We start from the raw sequence: 22,451 nt of genomic DNA on the forward strand, positions 1-22,451 counted from the left end.
ACGACGAAGGGCCCGGTCGGTGACCGGGCCCTTCCTCTTCGTTGATCAGCCGGCGAGCGCCGCCTTCATGATCTCGGCGTGCTCGGTGGCGTGAACCTTGGGCGAACCCGTCGCCGTGGAAGCGGCGGCTGCGCGCGAGATGACCCGGATGCCGCGTCCGTCGAGCTTGTCCGCCAGCTCGAGGGCGACGAAAGGCCAGGCACCCTGGTTCTCGGGCTCGTCCTGCACCCACACCAGCTCGGCGTTGGGGTACTGCGCGAGGACGGCGTTCAGCTCGTCGACCGGAGCCGGGTAGTACTGCTCCAGACGCACCAGGGCGATCTCGGGGTGGGGGTTCTTGTCGAGCTCCGCCCGAAGGTCCCAGTGGATCTTTCCGGCGTGCAGGAGAACGCGCGTGACGGCGCCGCGGTCGATGCCGCGATCGTCGTCGAGCACGGGCTCGAAACGACCCTCGAGGAAGTCCTCGACGGGGCTGGTCGCACCGCGCAGACGCAGCATCGCCTTCGGGGTGAAGACGACGAGCGGGCGGCGCGGGCGCTGGTAGGCCTGACGACGCAGCAGGTGGAAGTACGACGCGGGTGTCGAGGGACGCGCCACGATCATGTTGTCCTGTGCGCACATCTGCAGGTAGCGCTCGATGCGTGCGGACGAGTGGTCGGGGCCCTGACCTTCGTAGCCGTGGGGGAGCAGCAGAACGACGCTCGACTGCTGCGCCCACTTCTGGTCGGCCGACGAGATGAACTCGTCCACGACGGACTGCGCGCCGTTGGCGAAGTCGCCGAACTGTGCCTCCCACAGGACGAGGGCGTCCGCCCGCTCGACCGAGTAGCCGTACTCGAACGCCATGGCGGCGTACTCGCTGAGCAGCGAGTCGTAGATCCAGAAGCGGCCCTGGTTCTCGCTGAGGTTGGCCAGCGGCAGCCACTCCTGCCCGTTGTTGCGGTCGTGGAGCACCGCGTGACGCTGCACGAACGTGCCGCGGCGCGAGTCCTGGCCGGCCAGACGCACGGGCGTGCCCTCCATCAGCACCGAGCCGAAGGCGAGGAGTTCGCCGAAGGCCCAGTCGATGTTGCCGTTGCGGCTCATGTCGAGACGCTTGTCGAGCAGCTGCTGGAGCTTGTTGTGCACCGTGAAGCCGTCGGGCTTGTTCACGAACGCGTCGCCGATGTGATGCACCACCTCGCGCGACACTCCCGTGGTCTCGGGTGCGCCCACGACGACGTCGTCGGCCGCGTCGGTGGAGACGACCGGCGTCGAGCCGGTCTCGGCGGCGTGCGTGTCGGCGAACGCGACCTCGAGGCGATTCTGGAAGTCCTGCTTCGCCTGCTCGTACTCGTCTTCGGTGATGTCTCCGCGGCCGACGAGCGACTCGGTGTACAGGCGCCGCACCGAGCGCTTCGCCTCGATGAGGTTGGTCATCAGCGGCTGCGTCATCGACGGGTCGTCGCCCTCGTTGTGACCGCGACGGCGGTAGCAGACGAGGTCGATCACGATGTCGCGGTGGAACTCCTCGCGGTAGAGGAATGCCAGATCCGCAGCGCGGACGACGGCTTCGGGGTCGTCGCCGTTGACGTGCAGGATCGGGGCCTGGATCGTCTTGGCGACGTCGGTGGCGTACACCGAGGTGCGCGCGTCGGTCGGGGTGGTGGTGAAACCGACCTGGTTGTTGACCACGACGTGGATCGTGCCGCCGGTCCGGTAGCCGCGCAGCTGCGACATCTGCAGCGTCTCGACGACCACGCCCTGACCGGCGAAGGCCGCGTCGCCGTGCACGAGGATCGGCAGCCACGAGAAGGTGCCGATGGGCTTGCGATCCTGCTTCGCGCGAACGATGCCCTCGAGCACACCGTCGACGGTCTCCAGGTGCGACGGGTTCGCGGCGAGGTACACCGGCAGTTCGTCGCCCGAGTCGCCCACGAAGGTTCCCTCGGTGCCGAGGTGGTACTTCACGTCGCCCGAACCGCGCTTGCTTCCCACGGCGACAGCGCCTTCGAACTCGCGGAACACCTGGCCGTAGGTCTTCCCGGCGATGTTCGTCAGCACGTTGAGGCGCCCACGGTGGGCCATACCGATCGCGGCGCCGTCGAGTCCCGCGGAGGCGGCACCCTGGAGGATCTGGTCGAGCAGCGGGATGAGCGACTCGCCGCCCTCGAGGCTGAAGCGCTTCTGTCCGACGAACTTCGTCTGGAGGAAGGTCTCGAACGCCTCGGCCTGGTTGAGCTTCGACAGGATGCGCAGCTGCTCGTCGTGGCCGGGCTTGGTGTACTTGACCTCGACGTTGCGCTGGAACCACTGACGCTGCGCGGGGTCTTGGATGTGCATGTACTCGACGCCGAGTGTGCGGCAGTACGAGTCGCGCAGCACTCCGAGGATGTCGCGGAGCTTGGCGACGCGCTTGGCGCCCAGGCCGCCTGTGACGAACTCGCGGTCGAGGTCCCAGAAGGTCAGGCCGTGGGACTCGATCTCGAGGTCGGGGTGGGTGCGCTGAACGTACTCGAGCGGGTCGATGTCGGCCATGAGGTGGCCGCGCACGCGGAACGAGTTGATGAGCTCCTGCACGCGGGCGCTCTTGTCGATGCGCTCCGAGACGTCGACGCTGATGTCGGCGGCCCAATGGATCGGGGCGTAGGGGATGCGAAGGGCGGCGAAGATGTCGTCGTAGAAGCCGCGCTGGCCGATGAGCAGCTCGTGCACCTTCTTGAGGAATTCACCCGACCCGGCGCCTTGGATGACGCGGTGGTCGTACGTGCTGGTGAGCGTGATCGTCTTGCCGATCGCGAGCTCGTTGAGCGTCTTCTCGCTCGCGCCCTGGAACTCCGCGGGGTACTCCAGTGCGCCGGCGCCGATGATGGCACCCTGACCGCGCATGAGACGGGGGACCGAGTGGACGGTGCCGATGCCGCCGGGGTTGGTCAGCGAGATCGTGGTGCCCTGGAAGTCGCCGGGCGTGAGCTTGTTCGACCGTGCACGGCGGACGAGGTCTTCGTACGAGGCGAGGAACTCCCCGAACGTCAGAGTGTCGGCGCGCTTGATGCTGGGCACGAGGAGGGCGCGGGACCCGTCGGGCTTGGGCATGTCGATCGCGATGCCCAGGTTGACGTGTGCGGGGGCCACCACCGAGGGCTTGCCGTCGATCTCGGCGTAGTAGACGTTCTGGCTCGGGAACTCCTTCAGCGCCTGGATGAGCGCCCAGCCGATGAGGTGCGTGAAGCTGACCTTGCCGCCGCGCGTGCGGGACATGTGGTTGTTGATGACGATGCGGTTGTCGATCATCAGCTTGGCCGGGATCGTCCGCACGCTCGTCGCGGTGGGCACCGTCAGCGAGTCGTCCATGTTGCTCGCGAGCGCCTTCGGCATGCCCTTGAGGACGGTGACCCGGTCTTCTTCCGTGCTCTCAGCGCTGGCCGAGGGCACCGCGTTCGGGGCCTGCGCGGGGATCGGCTGCGGCGCGGCGGGCTTCGCTGTCGTGCGGGCGACCGGGGCCTGACCGACCACCGGGATGGGTGCGGTCACGGGCTTGGGCTCGGACGCCGTGGTCGCAGACGCGGACTGCGGCGCGGACGGCGGAGCCGCGGCCCCGGCGGATCCGTCGACGACCGGGTGGTACGCCTCCAGAATCGGCCACCAGGCCTTGTCTACGGAGTGCTTGTCGGCCTTGAACTGTTCGTAGAGCTCGTCTACGAGCCACTCGTTCGCGCCGAACTCGCCCTCGCTCGAAGTACCGACGCCCGTCACCTGGCTCGACACAGTCGATCGCCTGCTTTCCTCGATGAAGATTCGTGTGGATGCACGCAGACCGTCTTCGTTGCGCACTATCTCCAGCCTAGCCGAGGATCCTGGGCACACTCCGGGGTCTTGCCATCCGGCGGATGTGGTGGAGTGGATGTCATGGAGTTCTCCGGTGCACAGCCCGATGTCGATCTGACCTACTCCGACGTCTTCCTGGTTCCGCGTCATTCCGATGTGGGGAGCCGCCTGAGCGTCGACCTCGCCCCCGGCGACGGAAGCGGGGCCACGCTGCCGCTGGTGTCGGCCAACATGAACTCCGTCACCGGCCCGCGCCTGGCCGCGACTCTGGCGCGCCGCGGGGGCCTCGGCGTCCTTCCGCAAGACATGCCGTTGCCGAACCTGGTGGAGGCGGTGCGGTGGGTCAAGTCGCAGCCGGTCGCGTGGGATGCGGCGTTGGTGTTTCCCCCGTCGGCGACCGTGGCCGATGCCCGGCTGGTCCTGCCCGCGGTGTCCGGGCGGGGGATCGTCGTCGCCGACCAGCGCGAAGACGGCACGGTCGCTCTCGACGGATACCGGGGGATCGTGCCTGCGCCGCGCCTGGCCACCGCGCTCCCGGATGCCACCCTGGGCGACATCGCCCGCACCGACGCTCCCCTGGTGGAGGTCGAGCGCATCGGTGACCCGCACGAGGTGTTCGAGCTCGTGGGGTCTGCCGACATCGTGGCGGTGGTCGACGGCGACCGCATCGTCGGCACTCTGTCCGCCCGGAGCGCGCTGCGCGACTCGGTGTACCGGCCGGGTGTCGACGCGGACGGCCGGCTCATCGTCGCCGCCGCCGTCGGCATCAACGGGGACGTCGCGGGAAAGGCGCGCGCGCTCGCCGCTGCCGGTGTCGACGTTCTCGTGGTCGACACCGCGCACGGCCACCAGGAGCAGATGCTGCGCGCCCTGCGCGAAGTGGCAGGGCTCGGTCTCGGCATCCCGATCGCCGCCGGCAACATCGTCACCGCTGAAGGCGCGCGCGATCTCACGGCGGCGGGTGCTTCGATCCTCAAGGTGGGGGTGGGCCCTGGCGCCATGTGCACCACGCGCATGATGACCGCGGTCGGGCGGCCGCAGTTCTCCGCCGTGCTCGAGACCGCCGAAGCCGCGCGTGCGGCGGGGGCCCACGTGTGGGCGGACGGTGGCGTGCGATACCCGCGCGACGTGGCGCTCGCGCTCGCCGCCGGCGCGGCATCCGTGATGGTCGGGTCGTGGTTCGCCGGAACGATCGAGTCGCCCGGGCTGCTGCGCGCCGACGACGGTGGTCGGATCTACAAGGAGTCGTGGGGGATGGCCTCGACCAAGGCGGTGCAGGGGCGGTTCCAGGGGCTGGACGCGTTCGAGCGGGCCCGCAAGGAGCTCTTCGCCGAGGGCATTTCGTCCTCGCGCATCTACTTGGACCCGCAGCGTCCCGGTATCGAGGATCTGCTCGACATGATCACCTCGGGTGTCCGGTCCTCCTTCACCTACGCGGGGGCGGCGACCGTGGCGCAGTTCCACGAGCGCGCGCGCGTCGGCCTGCAGTCGGCCGCCGGGTACGAGGAGGGGAAGGCGCTGCCGGTCAGCTGGTGAGGGCCCGTGTCGCCTCGACATCGGCCTCGAGCGTGATCCACGCGCCCAGCTGCACCGACAGATCGAGGTCGTCCCCGTCGTCCCGCGCCGCGCGGCGGGGGTCCGCCGGGAAGCGCCCGCCGCGCGCCCCCGCCCACAGCGCGTCGGCGTTCTGACGGATCAGCTGCGCCGCGCGGGCGGCATCCTCGTGGGGAAGCAGGCGCGCCGCCACCGCGAGGTAGCGCGCGAGGATGCCGGCGAACAGCCCTCCGTCCCCGCCCCCTGCCGCGGGGAACAGGCCATCGTCGGCGGAGCACCAACGGTCGACGGCGCGAACGACGGCCGCCGCGCGGTCCCCGTCGCCGAGCGAGAGCGCGGCCCCGATCGCCACCCCCTGGTTGTAGGTCCACAGCTCGTGACGAACGGCACCCTCCTCGATCCCATCGCGGATGAGGCCGGTGGCGGGGTCCTCGAGCGTCGCGGCCATCCACCGGTTGAGCTGCTCGGCGCGGGGGCGATGCCGGCTGGGCGCGAGCACCATCGCGGCGGGACCGTTCGCCGGAGCGTTGAAGAGGGCGCTGCCGACGCGCCACGGCAGAGCTCCGACGCCCGGGTCGATCGCGCGTTCCAAAATCCGCGCGATCCGAGCGCGCGCCCGACCCCGGGGGCGCACCTCCGCGAGCGCAAGGGCCATCCACGCGATGTCGTCGTAGAACGGCGTGACCCAGCTTCCCGCGGTACGGACGGTGACTCCGCGCAGCACCTCTCCGATGAGTCGTCGTCGCCCGCGCTCGGGGCGATGATGCTCCGCCTCTCCGAGGGCGTGGATCAGATGCGCGTGCCACCAGTAGTGCCAGGTGCGAGCGCCCTCGCCGCCCGTGGCCGCGTGCGCCCACGCGACCGGACCGTAGCGGCGGATGTAGCTCGTGCGCACCGCGGCCTCCGCGGCCGCCGCCCGCTGTTGCGCCGAGGCCATGGCATCCATCTCTCCATCCTGGGGGGAGGGGGATCGGATGCCGACATGCCGGCGACGGTGTCGGCATCCTGCCCTAGAATCGGGGGCACGATGGACGACCCTCCCAGTTGTAGACCCAAGCCCCGACGCCCCTCTGCCGCCGTGAGCGGGGGTGACGCGTGATGGACTACGTCATGCTGGGCGTGGGGCTGCTTCTCACGGTGGGGACCGGGTTGTTCGTCGCCAGCGAGTTCGCGCTGGTCAACCTCGACCGGGCCGACCTGGAATCCCGGCGGGCGGCCGGCGAATCGCGGCTGTCGCTGACCATTGACGCGCTGCGCATCACCTCGACGCACCTCTCCAGCGCGCAGCTGGGCATCACGCTGACGACGCTCCTCACCGGTTACACGATGGAGCCGGCGATCTCGAATCTCCTGCGTCCGGTGTTCCTGAGCTGGTCGCTGCCGGAGGCGATCGTCGCGCCCGTCGCGGCCGTCGTCGGTATCGGCGTCGCGACGGTGCTGTCGATGATCCTCGGTGAACTGGTCCCGAAGAACTTCGCCCTGGCGATCCCGCGCCAGACCGCCAAGCTCGTCATGCCCTTCCAGGTGGCGTTCACCGCGGTCTTCCGCCCCGCGGTCGCTGTTCTCAACGGCAGTGCGAACGGTGTCCTCCGGGCGATGGGCGTCGAGCCGAAGGAGGAGCTCTCCGGGGCGCGCACCGCGGAAGAGCTGTCGAGCCTTGTTCGGCGGTCGGCCAGCGCCGGCATGCTCGAGGAAGACACCGCCTCCCTCCTCGACCGCAGCCTCACGTTCGCCCGGCTGAGCGCCGCCGACGTCATGACCCCGCGCCCGAGCGTGCACGCGCTCGCCGCGGGCGAGCCCACCGACGCGGTCATTCAGCTCGCTCGTCGCACCGGCCACAGCCGTTTCCCGGTCTACGACGACTCGATGGACGACATCGTCGGCGTCGTCCATTTGAAGGCGGCCGTCGCGGTCCCGCGCGACCGACGCGCCGACGTCCCGGTCGCGGCGCTGGCCACCGAGCCGCTGCGCGTTCCCGAGACGGTTCACCTGGACACCCTCGTCGCGGAGCTCCGCTCGCGCGGCTACCAGTTGGCGATCGTCGTCGACGAGTACGGGGGCACCGCGGGCGTCGTGACGCTCGAGGACCTCGTGGAAGAAATCGTCGGCGAGGTGCTCGACGAACACGATCGCTCCCGGGCGGGCGTCGTGCGGACCGCGGCATCCCTGACCTTCCCGGGCGACCTTCGTCCCGATGAGCTCCTCGACCGCGCCGGGGTGCGTGTGCCCGAGGGCGAGGTCTACGACACCGTGGGAGGCTTCCTCATGGCGGCGCTGGAACGGATCCCCGCGGTGGGGGATGAGGTCGCCATCGAGGACGGCGTGCTCACCGTGCACCGCATGGACGGACGCCGGGTCGACCGGGTGCAGTTCACGCCCTCCCCGGTCGAGGAGGGGGTCGACGACCTCGTGCGGGCGGCTCGAGGGGGTGACCAGCGATGAGCGATTGGGCGGGAATCGCGTGGCTGGTCGTGCTGCTGGTCGCCAATGCCTTCTTCGTCGGGTCGGAGTTCGCCGTCATCTCGGCGCGACGCTCGCAGATCGAGCCCCTTGCCGAGCGTGGCTCGCGGGCGGCGAAGACGGCGCTGTACGCGATGGAGCACGCCACGCTCATGCTCGCGACGTGCCAGCTCGGCATCACGATCTGCTCGCTGCTGATCCTCAACGTCTCCGAGCCGGCGATCCATCACCTGATCGCCGAGCCGCTCGGACTCACCGGTCTGTCCGAGACGGTGGTCGACGTCGTCGGGTTCGCGGTGGCCCTGCTGCTGGTGTCGTACCTGCACGTGGTCTTCGGCGAGATGGTTCCCAAGAACCTCGCGTTCTCGCTGCCCGACCGCGCGGTGCTGATGCTCGCACCGCCGCTCGTGGCGGTGTCGAAGGCGTTCTACCCGATCATCGTCGCGCTGAACTGGATCGCCAACCACGTGGTGCGCCTGTTCCGCGTCGAGCCGAAGGACGAGGCCACCTCCACCTACACGCTCGACGAGGTGGCGACCATCGTCAACCAGTCCCGCCGCGAGGGCGTGCTCGACGACGTCGCGGGAACCGTGACGGCGGTGGTGGAGTTCACCGAGAAGAAGGCCGCCGACATCGCCGTGCCGGTGGCCGACCTCGTGACCCTCCCCGAGACGACGACGCCCGCCGAGATCGAGCGTGCCGTGGCGGTCCACGGCTACTCCCGGTACGTGATCGTCGACGGGCACGGACACCCGACCGGCTACGTCCACCTCAAGGATGTGCTCCGCGTCGCCGACGGACCCGACGACGCCGCGGACATGGCCCGCCCCATTCCGAGCAAGCGCATTCACCACATGGTGTCCGTGCGTGAATCGACCGACCTCGAGGACGCTCTCGCGCTCATGCGGCGCTCCGGCCGTCACCTCGCGCAGGTGCGCGACGACGCGGGAGAGGTGCGGGCGGTGCTGTTCCTGGAGGACGTCATCGAAGAGCTCGTGGGCGAAGTGCAGGATGCCACGGCGCGCCGCCGCTTCGCCTGACGGCCGCGCCGCCGAGGGTGCTCCCCTCGGCGGCGGCGTCCGTCAGTAGGCGCGCGCGTACTGCGGAGGAGCGGGGACGGTGACGCCGAGCTCGACCGCGGCGCGCAACGCGTAGTGCGGATCGCGAAGCCACTCCCGCGCGGCGAGCACCGCGTCGGCGCGGCCCTCGGCGACGACCGCCTCGGCGAGCCGAGCGTCGTCGATCATGCCGACGGCGGCGACGGGGATGCCGGTCTCGCGCCGGACCGTCTCGGCCAACGGAACCTGGTACCCCGGGCCCGCCGAGATGTTCTGGTGCGGCACGAGCCCGCCGCTGGAGACGTCGATCAGATCGGCGCCCGCCGCCGCCACGCGCCTCGCCGCGCGGACGGTGTCGTCGATGTCCCACCCGCCGTCGGCGGCGTCGGTGCCGGAGAAGCGGACGAACACCGCGGCATCCGGGGCGGCGTCCCGCACCGCCGCGGTGACGCGCTCGAGCAGACGCACGCGCCCGTCGAACGACCCGCCGTACTCGTCGTCGCGGTGGTTGCTGAGCGGCGACAAGAACTGGTGCAGGAGGTACCCGTGGGCGGCGTGCACCTCGAGGATCGCGAAGCCGGCCGCGACGGCGCGGCGCGCGGCATCCGCGAAGTCGTCGACGACCTTCTCGATGCCCGCGGCATCGAGTGCGCGCGGCTCCGCGAAGCCGGGGTAGGCCACGGCGGAGGGGGCGACGGTGGTCCAGCCGCCATCCGCGATCGCGACCGAGCCGCGGCCGCCCTTCAGGGGCGACGTGGTCGACGCTTTGCGGCCCGCGTGGCCGAGCTGCACGCCGGCTACGGCGCCGCGCGCGCGGATGGCCGCGACCACGGGTGCCCAGGCCTCGAGCTGCGCGTCGTTCCACAGGCCCACGTCGTCCGGCGAGATGCGCCCCTCCGGCGAGACCGCGGTCGCCTCGGCGATGACGAGTCCCGCACCGCCCGCGGCGAACTGCGCGAGGTGCACGTGATGCCAGTCGTTCGGGATGCCGTCGACCGCGCTGTACTGGCACATCGGCGAGACCCAGAGGCGATTCCGCATCTCGATACCGCGGATCGTCAGGGGAGTGAAGAGGGTGCTCACAGAGGGCTCCTGCGTTCTAGGGTGACGCCATGACGGCGAAGGACTGGACCGGGCGCGATGCGGCCCGCACACTGCGGGAGCCAACCGCCGACGACGACAAGTATTCCCGCGGCGTGGTGGGCATGCGGACGGGGTCGGCACGCTACCCGGGCGCGGCGGTCCTCGGGGTCGAGGCGGCCTGGCGGACAGGGACCGGGATGGTCCGCTACATCGGTCCGTCCCGCGCGCAGGATCTCGTGCTGCAGCGGCGGCCCGAGACGGTGACCGCCGACGGGCGCGTGCAGGCGTGGGTCATCGGGTCGGGAACGGATGCCACGGAACGCGATGCGGCCGAGACCGCGGCGCTCCGCGGCATCCTGTCGGGGGATGTTCCCGTCGTCTCGGATGCGGGCGCGCTCGACCTGGTTCCGGCGGCCTCCGCCTCCGTGATCGTCACGCCCCATGCGCGCGAACTCGCGCGGCTCCGCGAGACGCTCGAGCTCGCCCCCGAAACGCCGGAGGACCATGACGCGCGCGAGCGCATCGCCCGCGAGACGGCGGACCGTCTGGGCGGTGTGGTGCTGTTGAAGGGGGCAGTGACGATCGTCGCGGCCCCCGAGGGGTGGGCGCGACGGGTCGACACCGGTACGCCGTGGCTCGCGACCGCGGGAACCGGCGACGTCCTCGGCGGTGTACTCGGTGCCCTCGTCGCCGCCGCCGGCGCGGAGGGGCGGACGTCGCTTCACGACCTCGCGGCCTGCGCCGCGACGGCTGCGTGGGTGCACGGGGCGGCGGGATCCGCCGCGGCCGCCGCGCACGGCGGATCCGGCGGCCCGATCACCGCGCTCGATGTCGCCGACGCTGTACCCGACGTTGTCGCGACGCTGCTCCACGGCAGGTGAGCGACTCGATCGCATCACGGGTGACACCCGGTGCTTCCGCAGGCCGCGGTCGCGCGGTCAACGGCATCCGCGGGGGTCGGGGAGCCCGAGAGCGCCCGCTTAGGATGATCCGGTGGTGAGGCGTGTCGTCGTTCTGTTGCTGGCGTTCGTCGCCGTTCACGTCACCGTGGGGATCCTGGGCTATCAGCAGCCCAACGAACCCATGGGCGACGTGTATCTGGTGTACGAGCCGTGGTCGCGGTGCGCCCTCTTCGGCGGGGTGGACGTGTCCTCGTGCACGCGCTCGGTCGGCTGGGAGTGGCCGGGCATCACCGAGAAGTGGATCTATCCGCAGCTGGCTTTCCTGCCGATGACGTTCGCATGGCTCTTCGCCTGGGCCATCACGTACACCCCGGCCTGGGCCGTCACGGTGTCGCTGGCCAACCTGGTCGCCTTCGTCGTCCTGGTCGGATCGGGTCGTTCCCGCGGTCGCGTCCTCGCGGCCTGGTTCTGGCTCGCCGGGATCCTGCTCATCGGCCCGGTCGGCATCTACCGCATCGACGGGATCACGGTGCCGTTCGCGATCCTCGGTGCGATCTGGCTCGTCCGGCGGCCGTTCGTGGCATCCGTTCTGCTGTCGGTCGCAGTGTGGATGAAGGTGTGGCCCGCGGCGATTCTCGCCGCCGGCTTCGTGGCGATCCGCCGGCGGCTCGCGCTGGTATGGGGTGCGGTGGCGGTGTCGCTCGCGACGATCATCCCGGTCGTCGCGCTGGGCGGGGCTCCCTACGTCTTCGGGTTCGTCGGCGACCAGACCTCACGGGGCATCCAGATGGAGGCGCCCGTCGGCGGCCTCTACATGTTCCTGGCCGCGTTCTACGTGCCCGGCTCCGAGGTCTACTACGACGGTGACGTGCTGACCTTCCAGGTCACCGGACCGGGTGCGGACGCCGTCATCGCCGCGATGACGCCCATCATGCTGCTGGTGATGGTGGGCGTCGCACTCGTCGGGGCACGCAAGATGTGGCTCGGCGCGACGTTCCTCAGCCTGTTCCCGCCGCTGTCGCTGGCGCTGGTGACCGCCTTCATCGCGCTCAACAAGGTCGGCTCCCCGCAGTACTACGTGTGGCTCTTCCCGCCCGTCGTGCTCGGCCTCATGCTCGATCGCCGCCGCTGGTACGGCTTCGCCGCGCTGACGCTCGCGATCGCCGGAGTGACGCAGTGGGTGTACCCGCTCGTCTACGACGGACTGATGGCCACGCACCCCGCGCCGTTCCCGGTCGTTCTGCTCGAACTGCGCAACCTCCTCGCTGTCGTGCTCATGGTGTGGGCGATCGTGCGTGTCGTGCGGGTCTCCACGCACCGGGTGGCGCGGCCGAAGGACCTGCGCGAATGGGTGCTCGGGCGCCACTCGGTTCCCTCGCGGGTGACGGCGACCTAGGCTCGGATCATGCTCATCGCCTTCTCGGTCGCCCCCTCCGGAGTTGGAACCGCCTCGGCGGAGAACGCGGACGGATCGGTGCACGACGCGGTCGCGGCCGCGGTCGCCGTCGTCCGGGCCTCGGGATTGCCCCACCGCACCACCTCGATGTTCACCGAGATCGAGGGGGAGTGGGACGAGGTGTTCGATGTGGTCAAGCGCGCCACCGATGCCGTGCTGCCCTACGGGTCGCGCGTATCGCTCGTGCTCAAGGCCGATATCCGGCCGGGCCGCACGGGAGAGATCGACGGGAAGATCGAGCGTCTCGAGCGCGCGATCGACGACGCGTCCTGAGGGAGACGGCGGCGCCGGGCATCCGCGTCGCCGCCCCGGCATCCGCGCTGGGCGCCTGGCATCCGCGCTGGGCGGCCTGGCATCCGGGCTGGGCGCCCCGGCATCCGCGCTGGGCGGCCTGGCATCCGCGCTGGGCGGCCTGGCATCCCGCATAAACGCGATCCACTCGCATAAACGCGCTCTCCCGCCGTTTCTGTGCGCGGATCGCGTTTATGCGGCCGAGAGGAGCCTCGACACGCGGGCCGCCGAATCGATTCGACAGCGCGCGCTGCGGGCCGCTAGCATCGGCGAGTGATCTCTTCGACGACCTCGAAGGGTGCGGCGATGCGGGCGCTCCTTTCTCTCGCCATCGGCAGTTTCGGCATCGGCATGACGGAGTTCGTCGTCATGGGGCTGCTGCCCAACATCGCGCGCGATCTCGCTCCCGCCGCGTGGGCGGCGTCACCTGACGACGCGATCGCGCAGGCGGGCTGGCTGGTGTCGCTGTACGCCCTGGGCGTCGTCGTGGGAGCCCCGACCATCGCCGGTTCGGTCGCGCGGTTCCCGCGGCACCGCGTCATGATCGTCCTCGCCGCCGCGCTGACGTTCTTCACGCTGCTGACCGTCATCGCTCCCACGTTCGAGCTGGTCGCGGCATCCCGGTTCCTGGCGGGACTCCCGCACGGCGCGTACTTCGGCATCGGTGCTCTTGTCGCCGCCGACGCCCTCGGCCCCGGAAATCGCGCGAAGGGCGTCGCCTTCGTCCTGACGGGCCTCACGATCGCGAACGTCGTCGGTGTCCCGCTCGGAACACTGCTCGGGCAGCAGGTGGGCTGGCGCGCCGCGTTCGCCGTCGTCGCCGGGATCTTCCTGCTCGCGACCGTGAGCATCGCGTTCTTCGTCCCCGCCCACCCCGGGATGCCGGGACGCCGGCTGCGCGATGAGCTGCGCGTCTTCCGCCTGGGCCAGGTGTGGTTCGCGCTCGGCATCGGCGCGATCGGATTCGGCGGTTTCTTCGCGATGTACAGCTACATCGCCCCCATGATCACCGACGTCGCGGGTCAGCCCGAGTGGGTCGTGTCGCTCGTGCTCGTGCTCGTGGGCATCGGGATGACGGTCGGCAACGTGGTCGGCGGCACGTTGGCCGACAAAGACCTGCGCTTCTGGCTGCGGGTCGGGCTGATCGCCCTCGCTCTGGCATCCGTCGGTCTCGCCCTCGCCGCCGGCTGGATCGTCAGCCTCGCGTTCTTCGCGTTCCTCGTGGCGTTCTGCGGAGCGGCCCTGAGCCCGGCGATCCAAACGCGGCTCATGGATGTGGCCGAAGACAACCAGTCGATCGCCGCCGCCCTCAACCACTCCGCTCTGAACATCGGCAACAGCCTGGGGGCGTTCCTCGGTGGTCTCGTGATCGCTGCGGGTCTCGGGCTGGTCGCTCCCGCCTGGGTGGGCGCGGTGCTGGCGCTCGCGGGACTCGTCGTGGCGATCGTCTCCTACCGCGTCGAGGACCGCACCGGCCGCCACCCGGCCCACCGGATGCCGGCATCCGAGGCCGCGCGCACGGCGATCACGGGCTCGATCCCCACGCAGGGCTGAGTCCCGCCGCCGCTGCGGGAAGTGTCGTGCGGCGGTTCGGTGCGGTGCCGCGGGTTCGGTGTCGTGCCGCGGGTTCGGTGTCGTGTCCTGCCGCGTTCAGTGTCCAGGACACGCGGACGCCGGGGGCTCGTGTCGGCGTGTTGTGGACACTGAACGGCGGGGGCGGGTGCGCGGGGTGTCGTGCCGCGTTCGGTGTCCAGGACACGCGGATGTCGGGGGCTCGTGTCCGCGTGTTGTGGACACTGAATGGCGGGGCGGGTGCGCGGGGTGTCGTGCCGGGTTCGGTGTCCAGGACACGCGGATGGCGTTGGCTCGTGTCCGCGTGTTGTGGACACTGAACGGTGGGGGCTGAAGCACCGCCCCGGGGCGGCGGCATCCGGTCAGGCCGCGAAGAGGCGCCGGAGGTGGTGAGCCACGGCGGCGGTCTCGATGAGGAAGCCGTCGTGACCGAAGTCGCTCGTCAGGACCACTGCCTCGTCGCCGTCGAGGGTGTTCCGGATGCCGCGGGCGATGCGATGCTGCCCGTCCACCGGGAACAGCCGGTCGGTGTCGACCCCGAGCACGAGGGTCGTGGCGGTGACGCGACCCAGGGCGTCCTCGACGCCGTCGCGGTCGCGGCCGACGTCGTGAGAGTTCATCGCCTCGACGAGCGTCAGGTAGCTGTTGGCGTCGAAACGTCGCGTGAACTTGTTGCCGTGGAAGTCGAGGTACGACTCCACCGCGAAGCGGCCGCCGTGTCCCAGGGGACTCACACCGGACTGCCACGACCGCTGGAAGCGCTGGTTCAGCTCTGTGGGGCTGCGGTAGTTCAGCAGCGCCATGCGACGCGCGAGAGCAAGACCGCGATGCGGGCCGTCTCCGTCGGCGGCGTCGTAGAAAGCTCCCGACGCGAACCGCGGATCCATGCGAATCGTGTCGGCCTGCACGGTGTTCAACGCGATCTGGTCGGCCGTCGTGATCGGAGGCGCCGACAGGATGGCCGCTCGCTCGACCCGGTCGGGGCGGCCCACCGCCCATTCCAGTGCGTGCATGCCCCCCATGGAACCGCCGATCACCGCGGCCCAGCGGTCCACGCCGAGCGCGTCCGCGAGGGCCGCCTGTGCGCCGACCTGGTCGCGGATCGTGAGGTACGGGAAGCGCGCGGCCCACTCGTACCCGTCGGGCGCGATACTCGCCGGTCCCGTCGAGCCCTGGCATCCGCCCAGCATGTTGGGCGCCACGACGAACCAGCGATCCGTGTCGATCGCGGCCCCCGGCCCCACGAGGTCGCCCCACCAACCGGCGGTGGGGTGGCCGGGTCCGGCAGCCCCGCGCACGTGGCTGTCGCCGGTGAGCGCGTGCAGCACGAGGACGGCGTTGTCGCGCGCGGGGGAGAGTTCGCCCCACGTCTCGTAGGCCAGGCGGAAGCCGGGAAGGTGCTCACCGTTCTCGGTGCGGAATTCGCCGAACGCGGCGAACAGGCGCTCCCCGACCGGGTCTCCGTCCCGCCAGGCTCCGGTCGCCGGCGGACGGCCGAGGAGGGACCGCGCGTCGGCCTCCGTGATCGGCGCAGAGGGCACCGTGTCTTCGGAGATCTGCCAGTCCATGGCATCCATTCTCCCGGGTCGCGTCGCGCCCGGAGCGACTGTTACGCGCTTGTCCAGCCCCCGATTGCGCGCCGCTGTCCTGAGCATGATCGGGGCATGGCGAACTATCTCCTCATCGCAGCCTCGAGCGACATCGGCGGGGCGACGGCACGGCTTCTGCGCGACGGCGGACACCACGTGATCACGACGGCGCGCGACGCTTCGGTGATCGACCCCGACGTGGTGCTGGATGCCACCGACTTCGACGCCGTCGACAGGGTCGTCGCCGAGGCGGGTGACCTCGACGGCATCGCGGTCTTCGCGGGCTCGATGCTGCTGAAGCCCGCGCACCTGATCTCGCGGGCGCAGTACGACGAGACGATCGCGGCGTCGCTCACGACGTCCTTCGCGGTGGTGCGGGCGGCGGGTAAGCACCTCCGCAACGGGGGCTCGGTCGTGCTGTCGTCGTCCGCGGCGGCCCTGGCGGGGCTTTCCAACCATGACGCGATCGCCGCGGCAAAGGCCGGGGTGATCGGGCTGGCGCTGTCCGCGGCGGCGAGCTACGCGAGCCACGGGCTCCGCGTGAACGCGGTGGCGCCGGGTCTCGTGCAGACGCGCTTGACCGAGGGGCTGACCTCGAGCGACATGTCGCGCAAGGTGTCGGAGGCGATGCACCCGCTGGGCCGCCTCGGCGAGCCGGAGGACATCGCGCGCGCCGTGGAGTTCCTCCTCGACCCGGCGAACGACTGGATCACGGGCCAGGTGCTCGGCGTCGACGGCGGCCTCGGCGCCCTCCGTCCTCGTCAGCGCGTCTAACGCCCCCGGCCCCCCGCCCCCCCCGGGCGTGAGTCGCCAGGATTTGTCGCCTCGGGCGCAGCCCGGGCGACAAATCCTGGCGACTCACGCAGCACCACGGGGGGCCACACGCGACGACGCCCCGACCCGGGGACCGGGGCGGGGCGTCGAGAGACCGCTTACGCGCGGGCGGCCTCGGACAGGCGCCGCGCGGCGGCGAGGGCCTGGTCGAGGTCGGCCTTGAGGTCGTCGATGTTCTCCAGACCCACCGACAGGCGCACGAGGCCCGGGGTGACGCCCGAGGTCAGCTGCTGCTCGGGGGTGAGCTGCGAGTGCGTCGTGGAGGCGGGGTGGATCACGAGCGAGCGGACGTCGCCGATGTTGGCGAGGTGGCTGAACAGAGTGAGCGAGTTGACGAACTCGCGCCCGGCCTCGACACCGCCCTTGAGCTCGAACGACAGCACGGCGCCGACACCCTTCGGGGCGTAGTTGTTGGCGGCGGCATACCAGGGCGACGTGGGGAGGCCGGAGTAGTTCACGCTCGCGACGTCGTCGTGCGCCTCGAGCCACTCGGCGATCTCCTGCGCGTTCTGCACGTGGCGCTCGATCCGCAGGGACAGGGTCTCCAGGCCCTGGATCAGCAGCCACGCGCTCTGCGGCGAGATGGCGGCACCCAGGTCGCGCAGCAGCTGCACGCGCGCCTTGATGATGTACGCCAGGCCGTCGCCGACGGCCGTCGTGTACGAAGCGCCGTGGTAGGACGGGTCGGGCTCGGTGAGGCCGGGGAATTTCTCGACGTTCTCCGACCAGGCGAACGTCCCGCCGTCGACAATCACGCCGCCGATGGTGGTGCCGTGGCCGCCGATGAACTTCGTCGCCGAGTGGATGACGATGTCGGCGCCGTGCTCGAACGGGCGGATGAGGTACGGCGTCGCGATGGTGTTGTCGACGATGAGCGGCACGCCGCTCTCGTGCGCGACGTCGGCGACCGTACGGATGTCGAGCACGTTGATCTTCGGGTTGCCGATGGTCTCGGCGAAGAACAGCTTCGTGTTCGGGCGGACCGCCGCGCGCCAGGCCTCGGGGTCGTCCTGGTTCTCGACGAACGTCGTCTCGATGCCGAGCTTGGCGAGGGTGTACTTGAACAGGTTGTACGTCCCGCCGTAGATCGAGCTCGACGAGACGATGTGGTCGCCCGCCTGCGCGATGTTCAGCACCGCGAACGTCTCGGCGGCCTGGCCACTGGCGACGAGGAGGGCGCCGGTGCCCCCCTCCAGTGCGGCGATGCGCTGCTCGACGACGTCCTGCGTGGGGTTCTGGATGCGGGTGTAGATGTTGCCGAACTCCGCGAGCGCGAAGAGGTTCGCGGCGTGGTCGGCGTTGTCGAACACGTACGACGTGGTCTGGTAGATGGGCGTCGCGCGCGCCTTGGTCACCGGGTCGGGCTGCGCGCCGGTGTGGATCTGCTTGGTCTCGAAACGCCAGTTCTCGGGTGCCGACACGGCTGCTCCTCACGTCTTCGGAGACCGCGACGGATGCCACGGCCTTCTGCGAGCGTAGGGACGTCCGGCCGCGTCGACAACAGGGCGGACACGCACCGTAATCTGCGCCGGGCGCTGCTGTCCGCGCGCCCGACGGTAGCGTGGGGGCCATGGCGAGACGTGCGGTGGTGACCGGGGCGAGTTCGGGAATCGGTGAGGCGGCCGCACGGGCGCTGCGCGCCCGCGGATGGGACGTCGTGGGGGTCGCCCGCCGCGCGGAGCGGCTCGCCGCGCTCGAGGCCGAGACGGGCGTCGTCGCCCACGCCGCCGACCTCACCGACGGTGACGCCGTCGCCGGTCTCGCCGCGTGGCTCGACGACACGGGCGGCGTCGATGCCCTCATCCACGTCGCCGGGGGTGCGCGCGGCGCCGACCGCGTCGAAGACGGCCATCCGGACGACTGGCGCTGGATGTTCGAGGCCAATGTGCTGTCGTCGCAGCGGCTCGTGGCATCCCTCCTTCCGCTCTTGCGTCGCGCCGCGGCGCGCGCGGGATACGCCGACCTGCTGTTCGTCACGTCGACCGCCGCGCAGGTGGCCTACCCCGGCGGTGCCGGGTACAACGCGGCCAAGGCGGGGGAGTCGATGCTCGTGCACGCGCTCCGGCAGGAACTGAACGGCGAACCGGTGCGGGTCATCGAGATCGCCCCCGGGATGGTGCGCACGGAGGAGTTCACGCTCAACCGCCTCGGCGGGGATCAGGCGGGTGTCGACAAGCTGTACGAGGGCGTCCAGGCGCCGCTCCTGGCCGAGGACGTCGCCGACGTGATCGTCTACGCCGTTGATGCCCCCGGGCACGTCAACCTCGACCTGGTCACGGTGCGCCCGGTGGCGCAGTCCGCTCAGCACCTGCTCGCGCGAGGGCCCCTCCGCGTGCGCGGCGCGGAGGACTGACCGCCGCGAGCCCGGGGCGCGCGTCAGACCACGTCGCCGCGCGCGGCGTGGGCGGAGGCCTCGGCCTCGGCGGTGTCGGCGAAGGCGACCTTCGGAACGAACAGCAACAGCACGGCCGCGACGAAGCCCCCGGCCGCGCAGATCGCCCACACCGTGATGTATCCCGCGAGCGGTGCGGCCGTGGCGGCCACCGCGGCACCCGCTCCGCCCGCGAGCACCACGCCGAACACCGCCGACGACATCGTGCCGCCGATCGTCTTGGTCGTGTTGGTGAGGGCGGATGCCACACCCGTCTGTCCGCGCGGGGCGGCGGCCGCCGCGGCCGCGGGCATCGCCGCCACCAGGGCGCCCGAGCCGAGCCCGGCGATCGCCAGGCACACGAGCACCTCCCACAGTTCGGTGTGGAGCGGAATCAGCAGGACATACCCCGTCCCGACGAGCGCCGCCGCGCCGATGAGGACGGCCCGCGGGCTCGCGCGCCGTGACGTGACGGCGAAGAGCACCGCGCCGACGATGAGCGACACCAGGTACACCCCGATCACGTTGGAGCGGTCGGTGGCATCGAGTCCGAGCCCGTAGCCGAGGGAACGATCGGTCCCCGCGTACGTGGCGAGCGGCCCCTGCGCGCCGAGCAGACTGATGCCCACGAGGAACGCCGTCACCTGGACCGGCCACATCTCGGGGCGTCGGAGCACACGGATATCGACGGCGGGGTCGGGGCGTCCGAGTTCGTATCGGGCGAACACCACCAGCAGGATCGCACCGAGCACGAGCAGGGAGACGATGACGGCGGGGCCGGGCCCGGCGGGCAGTCGCACGAACGACAGTGCGCCGGTCACGCACAGGAGCGCCGCGGCGAGCAGCACGAACCCGCCGATGTCGAGTCGCCGGGCGCCCGGCATCCGCTCGGATTCGGGGACACCGAACCAGATCACCACGCACACCAACGTCACGGCGATCGCGGGGACGGTCAGCGCGAGCCGTAGATCCCCGCCGACGGCGGCGAAGAGGCGACCCGCCGCCAACGCCCCCAGGATCGCGCCGGCCTGCAGCCCCACGACCAGGAGCCCCGCGGCGCGGCGGGTCTGCGAGACCCCGCGGCTCTGGCGGCGTCCGCGGTCGAAGATCAGGGCGATCTCCAGGGGCAGCCACACGACGTAGAAACCCTGGAGCGCCCACGCGATGAGGAAGGTCGGGAAGGTGTCGGCGAACACCAACCACCAGCTCGCGGCGGCCGTCGCGAGGGCGGAAGCGAGGAGGATGCGCTTGTGCCCGAACATGTCGCCGAGCTTGGCGAGAACGGGCAGCACGAGGGCCGAGAGCAGCAGCTGCGCCGCCTCGAACCAGTTGACGTCGGCGTCACGGATGCCGAGATGAACGACGATGTCGGGCAGCAGCGGCACGTAGTACCCCTGCAGGATGCCGCTGGCGAGCTCCACCAGCACGAACCACCCGATGAGTCCCGCGGTCACCCCGAGCGCGGACCCGCGCACCCGGCCGACCGCGCCCGAGACGCGCGACATGGCGTGAGGCTAGCACCGGGCCCGGCGGCATCCGGGAGACACCCTAGGGTGAGAGACACACGATGAGAGGCGATGGGCGTGGCGAAGACGACGGATGACCGCGAACGACTGACCTGGGACGACTTCGGCACCGCCACGCGGGACATCTCGCGGGCGATCGTCGCCGACGGGTTCATCCCCGAGGTGGTCGTCGCGATCGCGCGCGGAGGGCTGCTCCCGGGCGGTGCGATCGCGTACGGCCTCGGCGTGAAGAACTGCGGTGCCTTGAACGTGGAGTTCTATACCGGCGTCGGAACGGTGCTCGATGCGCCCGAAGTGCTGCCGCCCGCGCTCGACCTGTCGTACCTGGAGGGACGGCGCGTCCTGCTCGTCGACGACGTGGCCGACAGCGGTCGCACTCTCGACCTCGCGGTGAAGCTGCTCGACCGCCACGGTGCCGAGGCCCGTTCGGCGGTCATCTACACCAAGCCGACCACCGTGATCGTCCCGGACTATTCGTGGAAGGACACGTCGCTCTGGATCGACTTCCCCTGGTCGCACCAGGGGTCGGTGCGAGACGAAGACGCCGCGTGACCGGGAAGTCCCTTGCGCAGCTCGCCGACGCCGGACTCATCCACGCCTCCTGGGTCGAGCCGTTGGCTCCCGTCGCGGCCGATATCGCCGACATCGGGGAACGCTTGCGCGCCGAGGGCGCCCCATACCTTCCCAGTGGCGAGCTCGTGCTGCGGGCGTTCCGCACGCCGCTGGACGCGGTCCGCGTGCTCATCGTCGGTCAAGACCCCTATCCGACGCCGGGGCATCCGATCGGCCTGTCGTTCGCGGTGGATCCGCACGTCCGGCCTCTGCCGCGCAGCTTGACCAACATCTATCGCGAGATGTCGGACGACCTGGGCATCGCGCCGGCGGCCCACGGCGACCTCTCCGCCTGGGCCGACCAGGGTGTCATGCTCCTCAACCGCGTCCTGACCGTCGCCCCCGGGGCGCCGGGCTCGCACCGCGGCTGGGGGTGGGAGCGGGTCACCGAGCACGCCATCCGCAGCCTCGCCTCGCGCGAGCAGCCGCTCGTGGCTCTCCTGTGGGGCCGGGATGCCGCGAACCTCACCGGTCTGCTCGGTGACACCGCGATCGTGGCATCCGCGCACCCGTCGCCGCTGTCGGCCCGTCGCGGCTTCTTCGGTTCGCGACCGTTCTCGCGTGTCAACGCGCTCCTGGAGGAGCAGGGCGCTGCTCCCGTGGACTGGCGGCTCCCCGGCTGAGGACGGACAACGCCCGAGCGGGCGGGTCTTCGCCCTCGCCTCCCGTGGCCGCGGTCACACGGCCGAAACGGGCGGCGCCGTAAAGTGGGCTCGTGCTGGAAGAGGAGTACGAGAAGAGCCGACGCCGGCTGCCGCTGCACCTGCGACGTGCGCCCGAGCCGGAGCGGCCGTTCTCGTACGAGATCAGACCCGCCACGGAAGGCGACATCCCCGACATCCGTGAGATCTACAACTACTACGTGCGCAACTCGGTCGTGACTTTCGATGAGAAGGCGTGGTCGATCGCGAAATGGCGCGAGAAGTTCGACACGCTGCAGCGCCTGGGCCTGCCCTTCCTGGTCGCCGAGTCTCCCGGGGGGCAGATCCTCGGCTATGCACTCGTGCAGCCGTGGCAGTCGAAGTCGGCTTACCGCTATACCGTCGAGAACTCGATCTACCTCGGGCAGGCGGCATCGGGCAAGGGCCTCGGGCGCGCGCTCCTGGAGGCGCTCATCGAGGCGTGCTCCGAGAAGGGCATCCGCGAGATGGTCGCGGCCATCAGCGACAAGGGCGCAGATGCCTCGATCGCGCTGCACCACAAGCTCGGGTTCACCGAGGTAGGGCGCATGGGCCGGGTCGGCTTCAAGTTCGGCCGGTGGCTCGGCGTCGTGTACCTGCAGAAGAGCATCCCGTCGAAGAAGAAGCGGCGGAAGCTGTTCGGCTGAGCACCCCGC

Annotated in this window: 18 protein-coding genes; 12 read left to right on the top strand and 6 right to left on the bottom strand. The window is 70.8% G+C overall.

The features are described 5' to 3' along the window. Positions 1-45: 45 nt before the first annotated feature. The gene (locus tag P5G46_RS12790) at positions 46-3,747 is read right to left on the bottom strand and encodes a multifunctional oxoglutarate decarboxylase/oxoglutarate dehydrogenase thiamine pyrophosphate-binding subunit/dihydrolipoyllysine-residue succinyltransferase subunit (RefSeq protein WP_375095374.1); all 3,702 of its coding nucleotides are present in this window, start codon (positions 3,745-3,747) and stop codon (positions 46-48) included. Positions 3,748-3,888: 141 nt separating this feature from the next. On the opposite strand from P5G46_RS12790, the gene guaB1 reads away from it, so the two are divergent. Continuing rightward, entirely contained in the window at positions 3,889-5,343 is a 1,455-nt protein-coding gene (guaB1, locus tag P5G46_RS12795; protein ID WP_408905859.1) for a GMP reductase, read from the top strand. Here guaB1 and P5G46_RS12800 read toward each other — a convergent pair. Then, positions 5,333-6,307, bottom strand: a complete 975-nt coding sequence (locus tag P5G46_RS12800; RefSeq protein WP_375094540.1) for a glycoside hydrolase family 76 protein — start codon at positions 6,305-6,307, stop codon at positions 5,333-5,335. The genes guaB1 and P5G46_RS12800 overlap by 11 nt on opposite strands. A 152-nt stretch (positions 6,308-6,459) precedes the next feature. On the opposite strand from P5G46_RS12800, the gene P5G46_RS12805 reads away from it, so the two are divergent. Then, positions 6,460-7,803 (top strand): hemolysin family protein, encoded by a 1,344-nt coding sequence (locus P5G46_RS12805; protein WP_408905900.1) that lies wholly within the window; start codon positions 6,460-6,462, stop codon positions 7,801-7,803. Further along, positions 7,800-8,861, top strand: a complete 1,062-nt coding sequence (locus tag P5G46_RS12810; protein WP_239276555.1) for a hemolysin family protein — start codon at positions 7,800-7,802, stop codon at positions 8,859-8,861. Before P5G46_RS12805 ends, P5G46_RS12810 begins: the two co-directional genes overlap by 4 nt. A 42-nt stretch (positions 8,862-8,903) precedes the next feature. Here P5G46_RS12810 and P5G46_RS12815 read toward each other — a convergent pair whose 3' ends face one another. Then, positions 8,904-9,962 carry an NADH:flavin oxidoreductase/NADH oxidase gene (locus tag P5G46_RS12815; protein WP_375094539.1) on the bottom strand — a complete coding sequence of 353 codons (1,059 nt, stop codon included), beginning with the start codon at positions 9,960-9,962 and terminating at the stop codon, positions 8,904-8,906. A 29-nt stretch (positions 9,963-9,991) separates the two neighbouring features. Between P5G46_RS12815 and P5G46_RS12820 the strand changes: the two genes are divergently transcribed. From P5G46_RS12820 to P5G46_RS12835, 4 genes are all read left to right on the top strand, one after another. Then, entirely contained in the window at positions 9,992-10,843 is an 852-nt protein-coding gene (locus tag P5G46_RS12820) for an ADP-dependent NAD(P)H-hydrate dehydratase (RefSeq protein WP_408905860.1), read from the top strand. A gap of 112 nt (positions 10,844-10,955) precedes the next feature. Beyond that, positions 10,956-12,260 carry a hypothetical protein gene (locus P5G46_RS12825; RefSeq protein ID WP_408905861.1) on the top strand — a complete coding sequence of 435 codons (1,305 nt, stop codon included), beginning with the start codon at positions 10,956-10,958 and terminating at the stop codon, positions 12,258-12,260. 9 nt (positions 12,261-12,269) lie between these two features. Further along, a complete protein-coding gene (locus P5G46_RS12830; protein WP_408905862.1) occupies positions 12,270-12,593 on the top strand; it encodes a thiamine-binding protein in 324 nt (107 codons plus the stop codon). A gap of 324 nt (positions 12,594-12,917) precedes the next feature. Next, positions 12,918-14,165, top strand: coding sequence for an MFS transporter (locus P5G46_RS12835; RefSeq protein WP_275438266.1), 1,248 nt, complete (start codon positions 12,918-12,920; stop codon positions 14,163-14,165). Positions 14,166-14,545: 380 nt separating this feature from the next. On the opposite strand, the gene metX is transcribed toward P5G46_RS12835, so the two are convergent. Further along, the gene (metX, locus tag P5G46_RS12840; RefSeq protein WP_239276549.1) at positions 14,546-15,751 is read right to left on the bottom strand and encodes a homoserine O-acetyltransferase MetX; all 1,206 of its coding nucleotides are present in this window, start codon (positions 15,749-15,751) and stop codon (positions 14,546-14,548) included. A 96-nt stretch (positions 15,752-15,847) separates the two neighbouring features. Here metX and P5G46_RS12845 point away from each other — a divergent pair, with 96 nt between their 5' ends. After that, positions 15,848-16,546, top strand: a complete 699-nt coding sequence (locus P5G46_RS12845; protein WP_239276548.1) for an SDR family NAD(P)-dependent oxidoreductase — start codon at positions 15,848-15,850, stop codon at positions 16,544-16,546. A 158-nt stretch (positions 16,547-16,704) separates the two neighbouring features. Here the strand turns inward: P5G46_RS12845 and P5G46_RS12850 are convergent, their stop codons facing one another. Further along, complete coding sequence (locus P5G46_RS12850; protein WP_239276547.1) at positions 16,705-18,027, bottom strand: bifunctional o-acetylhomoserine/o-acetylserine sulfhydrylase; 1,323 nt, start codon at positions 18,025-18,027, stop codon at positions 16,705-16,707. A 149-nt stretch (positions 18,028-18,176) separates the two neighbouring features. Here P5G46_RS12850 and P5G46_RS12855 point away from each other — a divergent pair, with 149 nt between their 5' ends. Further along, on the top strand, positions 18,177-18,959 hold the full coding sequence (locus P5G46_RS12855; protein ID WP_239276546.1) for an SDR family oxidoreductase: 783 nt from the start codon (positions 18,177-18,179) through the stop codon (positions 18,957-18,959). Positions 18,960-18,982: 23 nt separating this feature from the next. Here P5G46_RS12855 and P5G46_RS12860 read toward each other — a convergent pair whose 3' ends face one another. Further along, complete coding sequence (locus P5G46_RS12860; RefSeq protein WP_239276545.1) at positions 18,983-20,482, bottom strand: MFS transporter; 1,500 nt, start codon at positions 20,480-20,482, stop codon at positions 18,983-18,985. Between the two features lie 78 nt (positions 20,483-20,560). Here P5G46_RS12860 and P5G46_RS12865 point away from each other — a divergent pair, with 78 nt between their 5' ends. From P5G46_RS12865 to P5G46_RS12875, 3 genes are all read left to right on the top strand, one after another. After that, a complete protein-coding gene (locus P5G46_RS12865; protein ID WP_239276544.1) occupies positions 20,561-21,055 on the top strand; it encodes a phosphoribosyltransferase in 495 nt (164 codons plus the stop codon). Next, positions 21,052-21,738, top strand: a complete 687-nt coding sequence (locus P5G46_RS12870) for a uracil-DNA glycosylase (protein WP_239276543.1) — start codon at positions 21,052-21,054, stop codon at positions 21,736-21,738. Before P5G46_RS12865 ends, P5G46_RS12870 begins: the two co-directional genes overlap by 4 nt. Positions 21,739-21,830: 92 nt before the next feature. Then, positions 21,831-22,442, top strand: coding sequence for a GNAT family N-acetyltransferase (locus P5G46_RS12875; protein WP_239276542.1), 612 nt, complete (start codon positions 21,831-21,833; stop codon positions 22,440-22,442). Positions 22,443-22,451: the final 9 nt, after the last annotated feature.

It is taken from the genome of Microbacterium mcarthurae (assembly GCF_046064585.1).
Taxonomy (GTDB): Bacteria; Actinomycetota; Actinomycetes; order Actinomycetales; family Microbacteriaceae; genus Microbacterium; species Microbacterium mcarthurae.

What these genes read in the sequence shown, in the direction of transcription:
- P5G46_RS12800 (WP_375094540.1), bottom strand. Translation starts at nt 6,307, where the DNA reads ATGGATGCCATGGCCTCGGCGCAACAGCGGGCGGCGGCCGCGGAGGCC.
- P5G46_RS12845 (WP_239276548.1), top strand. Translation starts at nt 15,848, where the DNA reads ATGGCGAACTATCTCCTCATCGCAGCCTCGAGCGACATCGGCGGGGCG.
- P5G46_RS12835 (WP_275438266.1), top strand. Translation starts at nt 12,918, where the DNA reads ATGCGGGCGCTCCTTTCTCTCGCCATCGGCAGTTTCGGCATCGGCATG.
- P5G46_RS12805 (WP_408905900.1), top strand. Translation starts at nt 6,460, where the DNA reads ATGGACTACGTCATGCTGGGCGTGGGGCTGCTTCTCACGGTGGGGACC.
- P5G46_RS12810 (WP_239276555.1), top strand. Translation starts at nt 7,800, where the DNA reads ATGAGCGATTGGGCGGGAATCGCGTGGCTGGTCGTGCTGCTGGTCGCC.
- P5G46_RS12860 (WP_239276545.1), bottom strand. Translation starts at nt 20,482, where the DNA reads ATGTCGCGCGTCTCGGGCGCGGTCGGCCGGGTGCGCGGGTCCGCGCTC.
- P5G46_RS12820 (WP_408905860.1), top strand. Translation starts at nt 9,992, where the DNA reads ATGACGGCGAAGGACTGGACCGGGCGCGATGCGGCCCGCACACTGCGG.
- guaB1 (WP_408905859.1), top strand. Translation starts at nt 3,889, where the DNA reads ATGGAGTTCTCCGGTGCACAGCCCGATGTCGATCTGACCTACTCCGAC.
- P5G46_RS12855 (WP_239276546.1), top strand. Translation starts at nt 18,177, where the DNA reads ATGGCGAGACGTGCGGTGGTGACCGGGGCGAGTTCGGGAATCGGTGAG.
- P5G46_RS12830 (WP_408905862.1), top strand. Translation starts at nt 12,270, where the DNA reads ATGCTCATCGCCTTCTCGGTCGCCCCCTCCGGAGTTGGAACCGCCTCG.
- metX (WP_239276549.1), bottom strand. Translation starts at nt 15,751, where the DNA reads ATGGACTGGCAGATCTCCGAAGACACGGTGCCCTCTGCGCCGATCACG.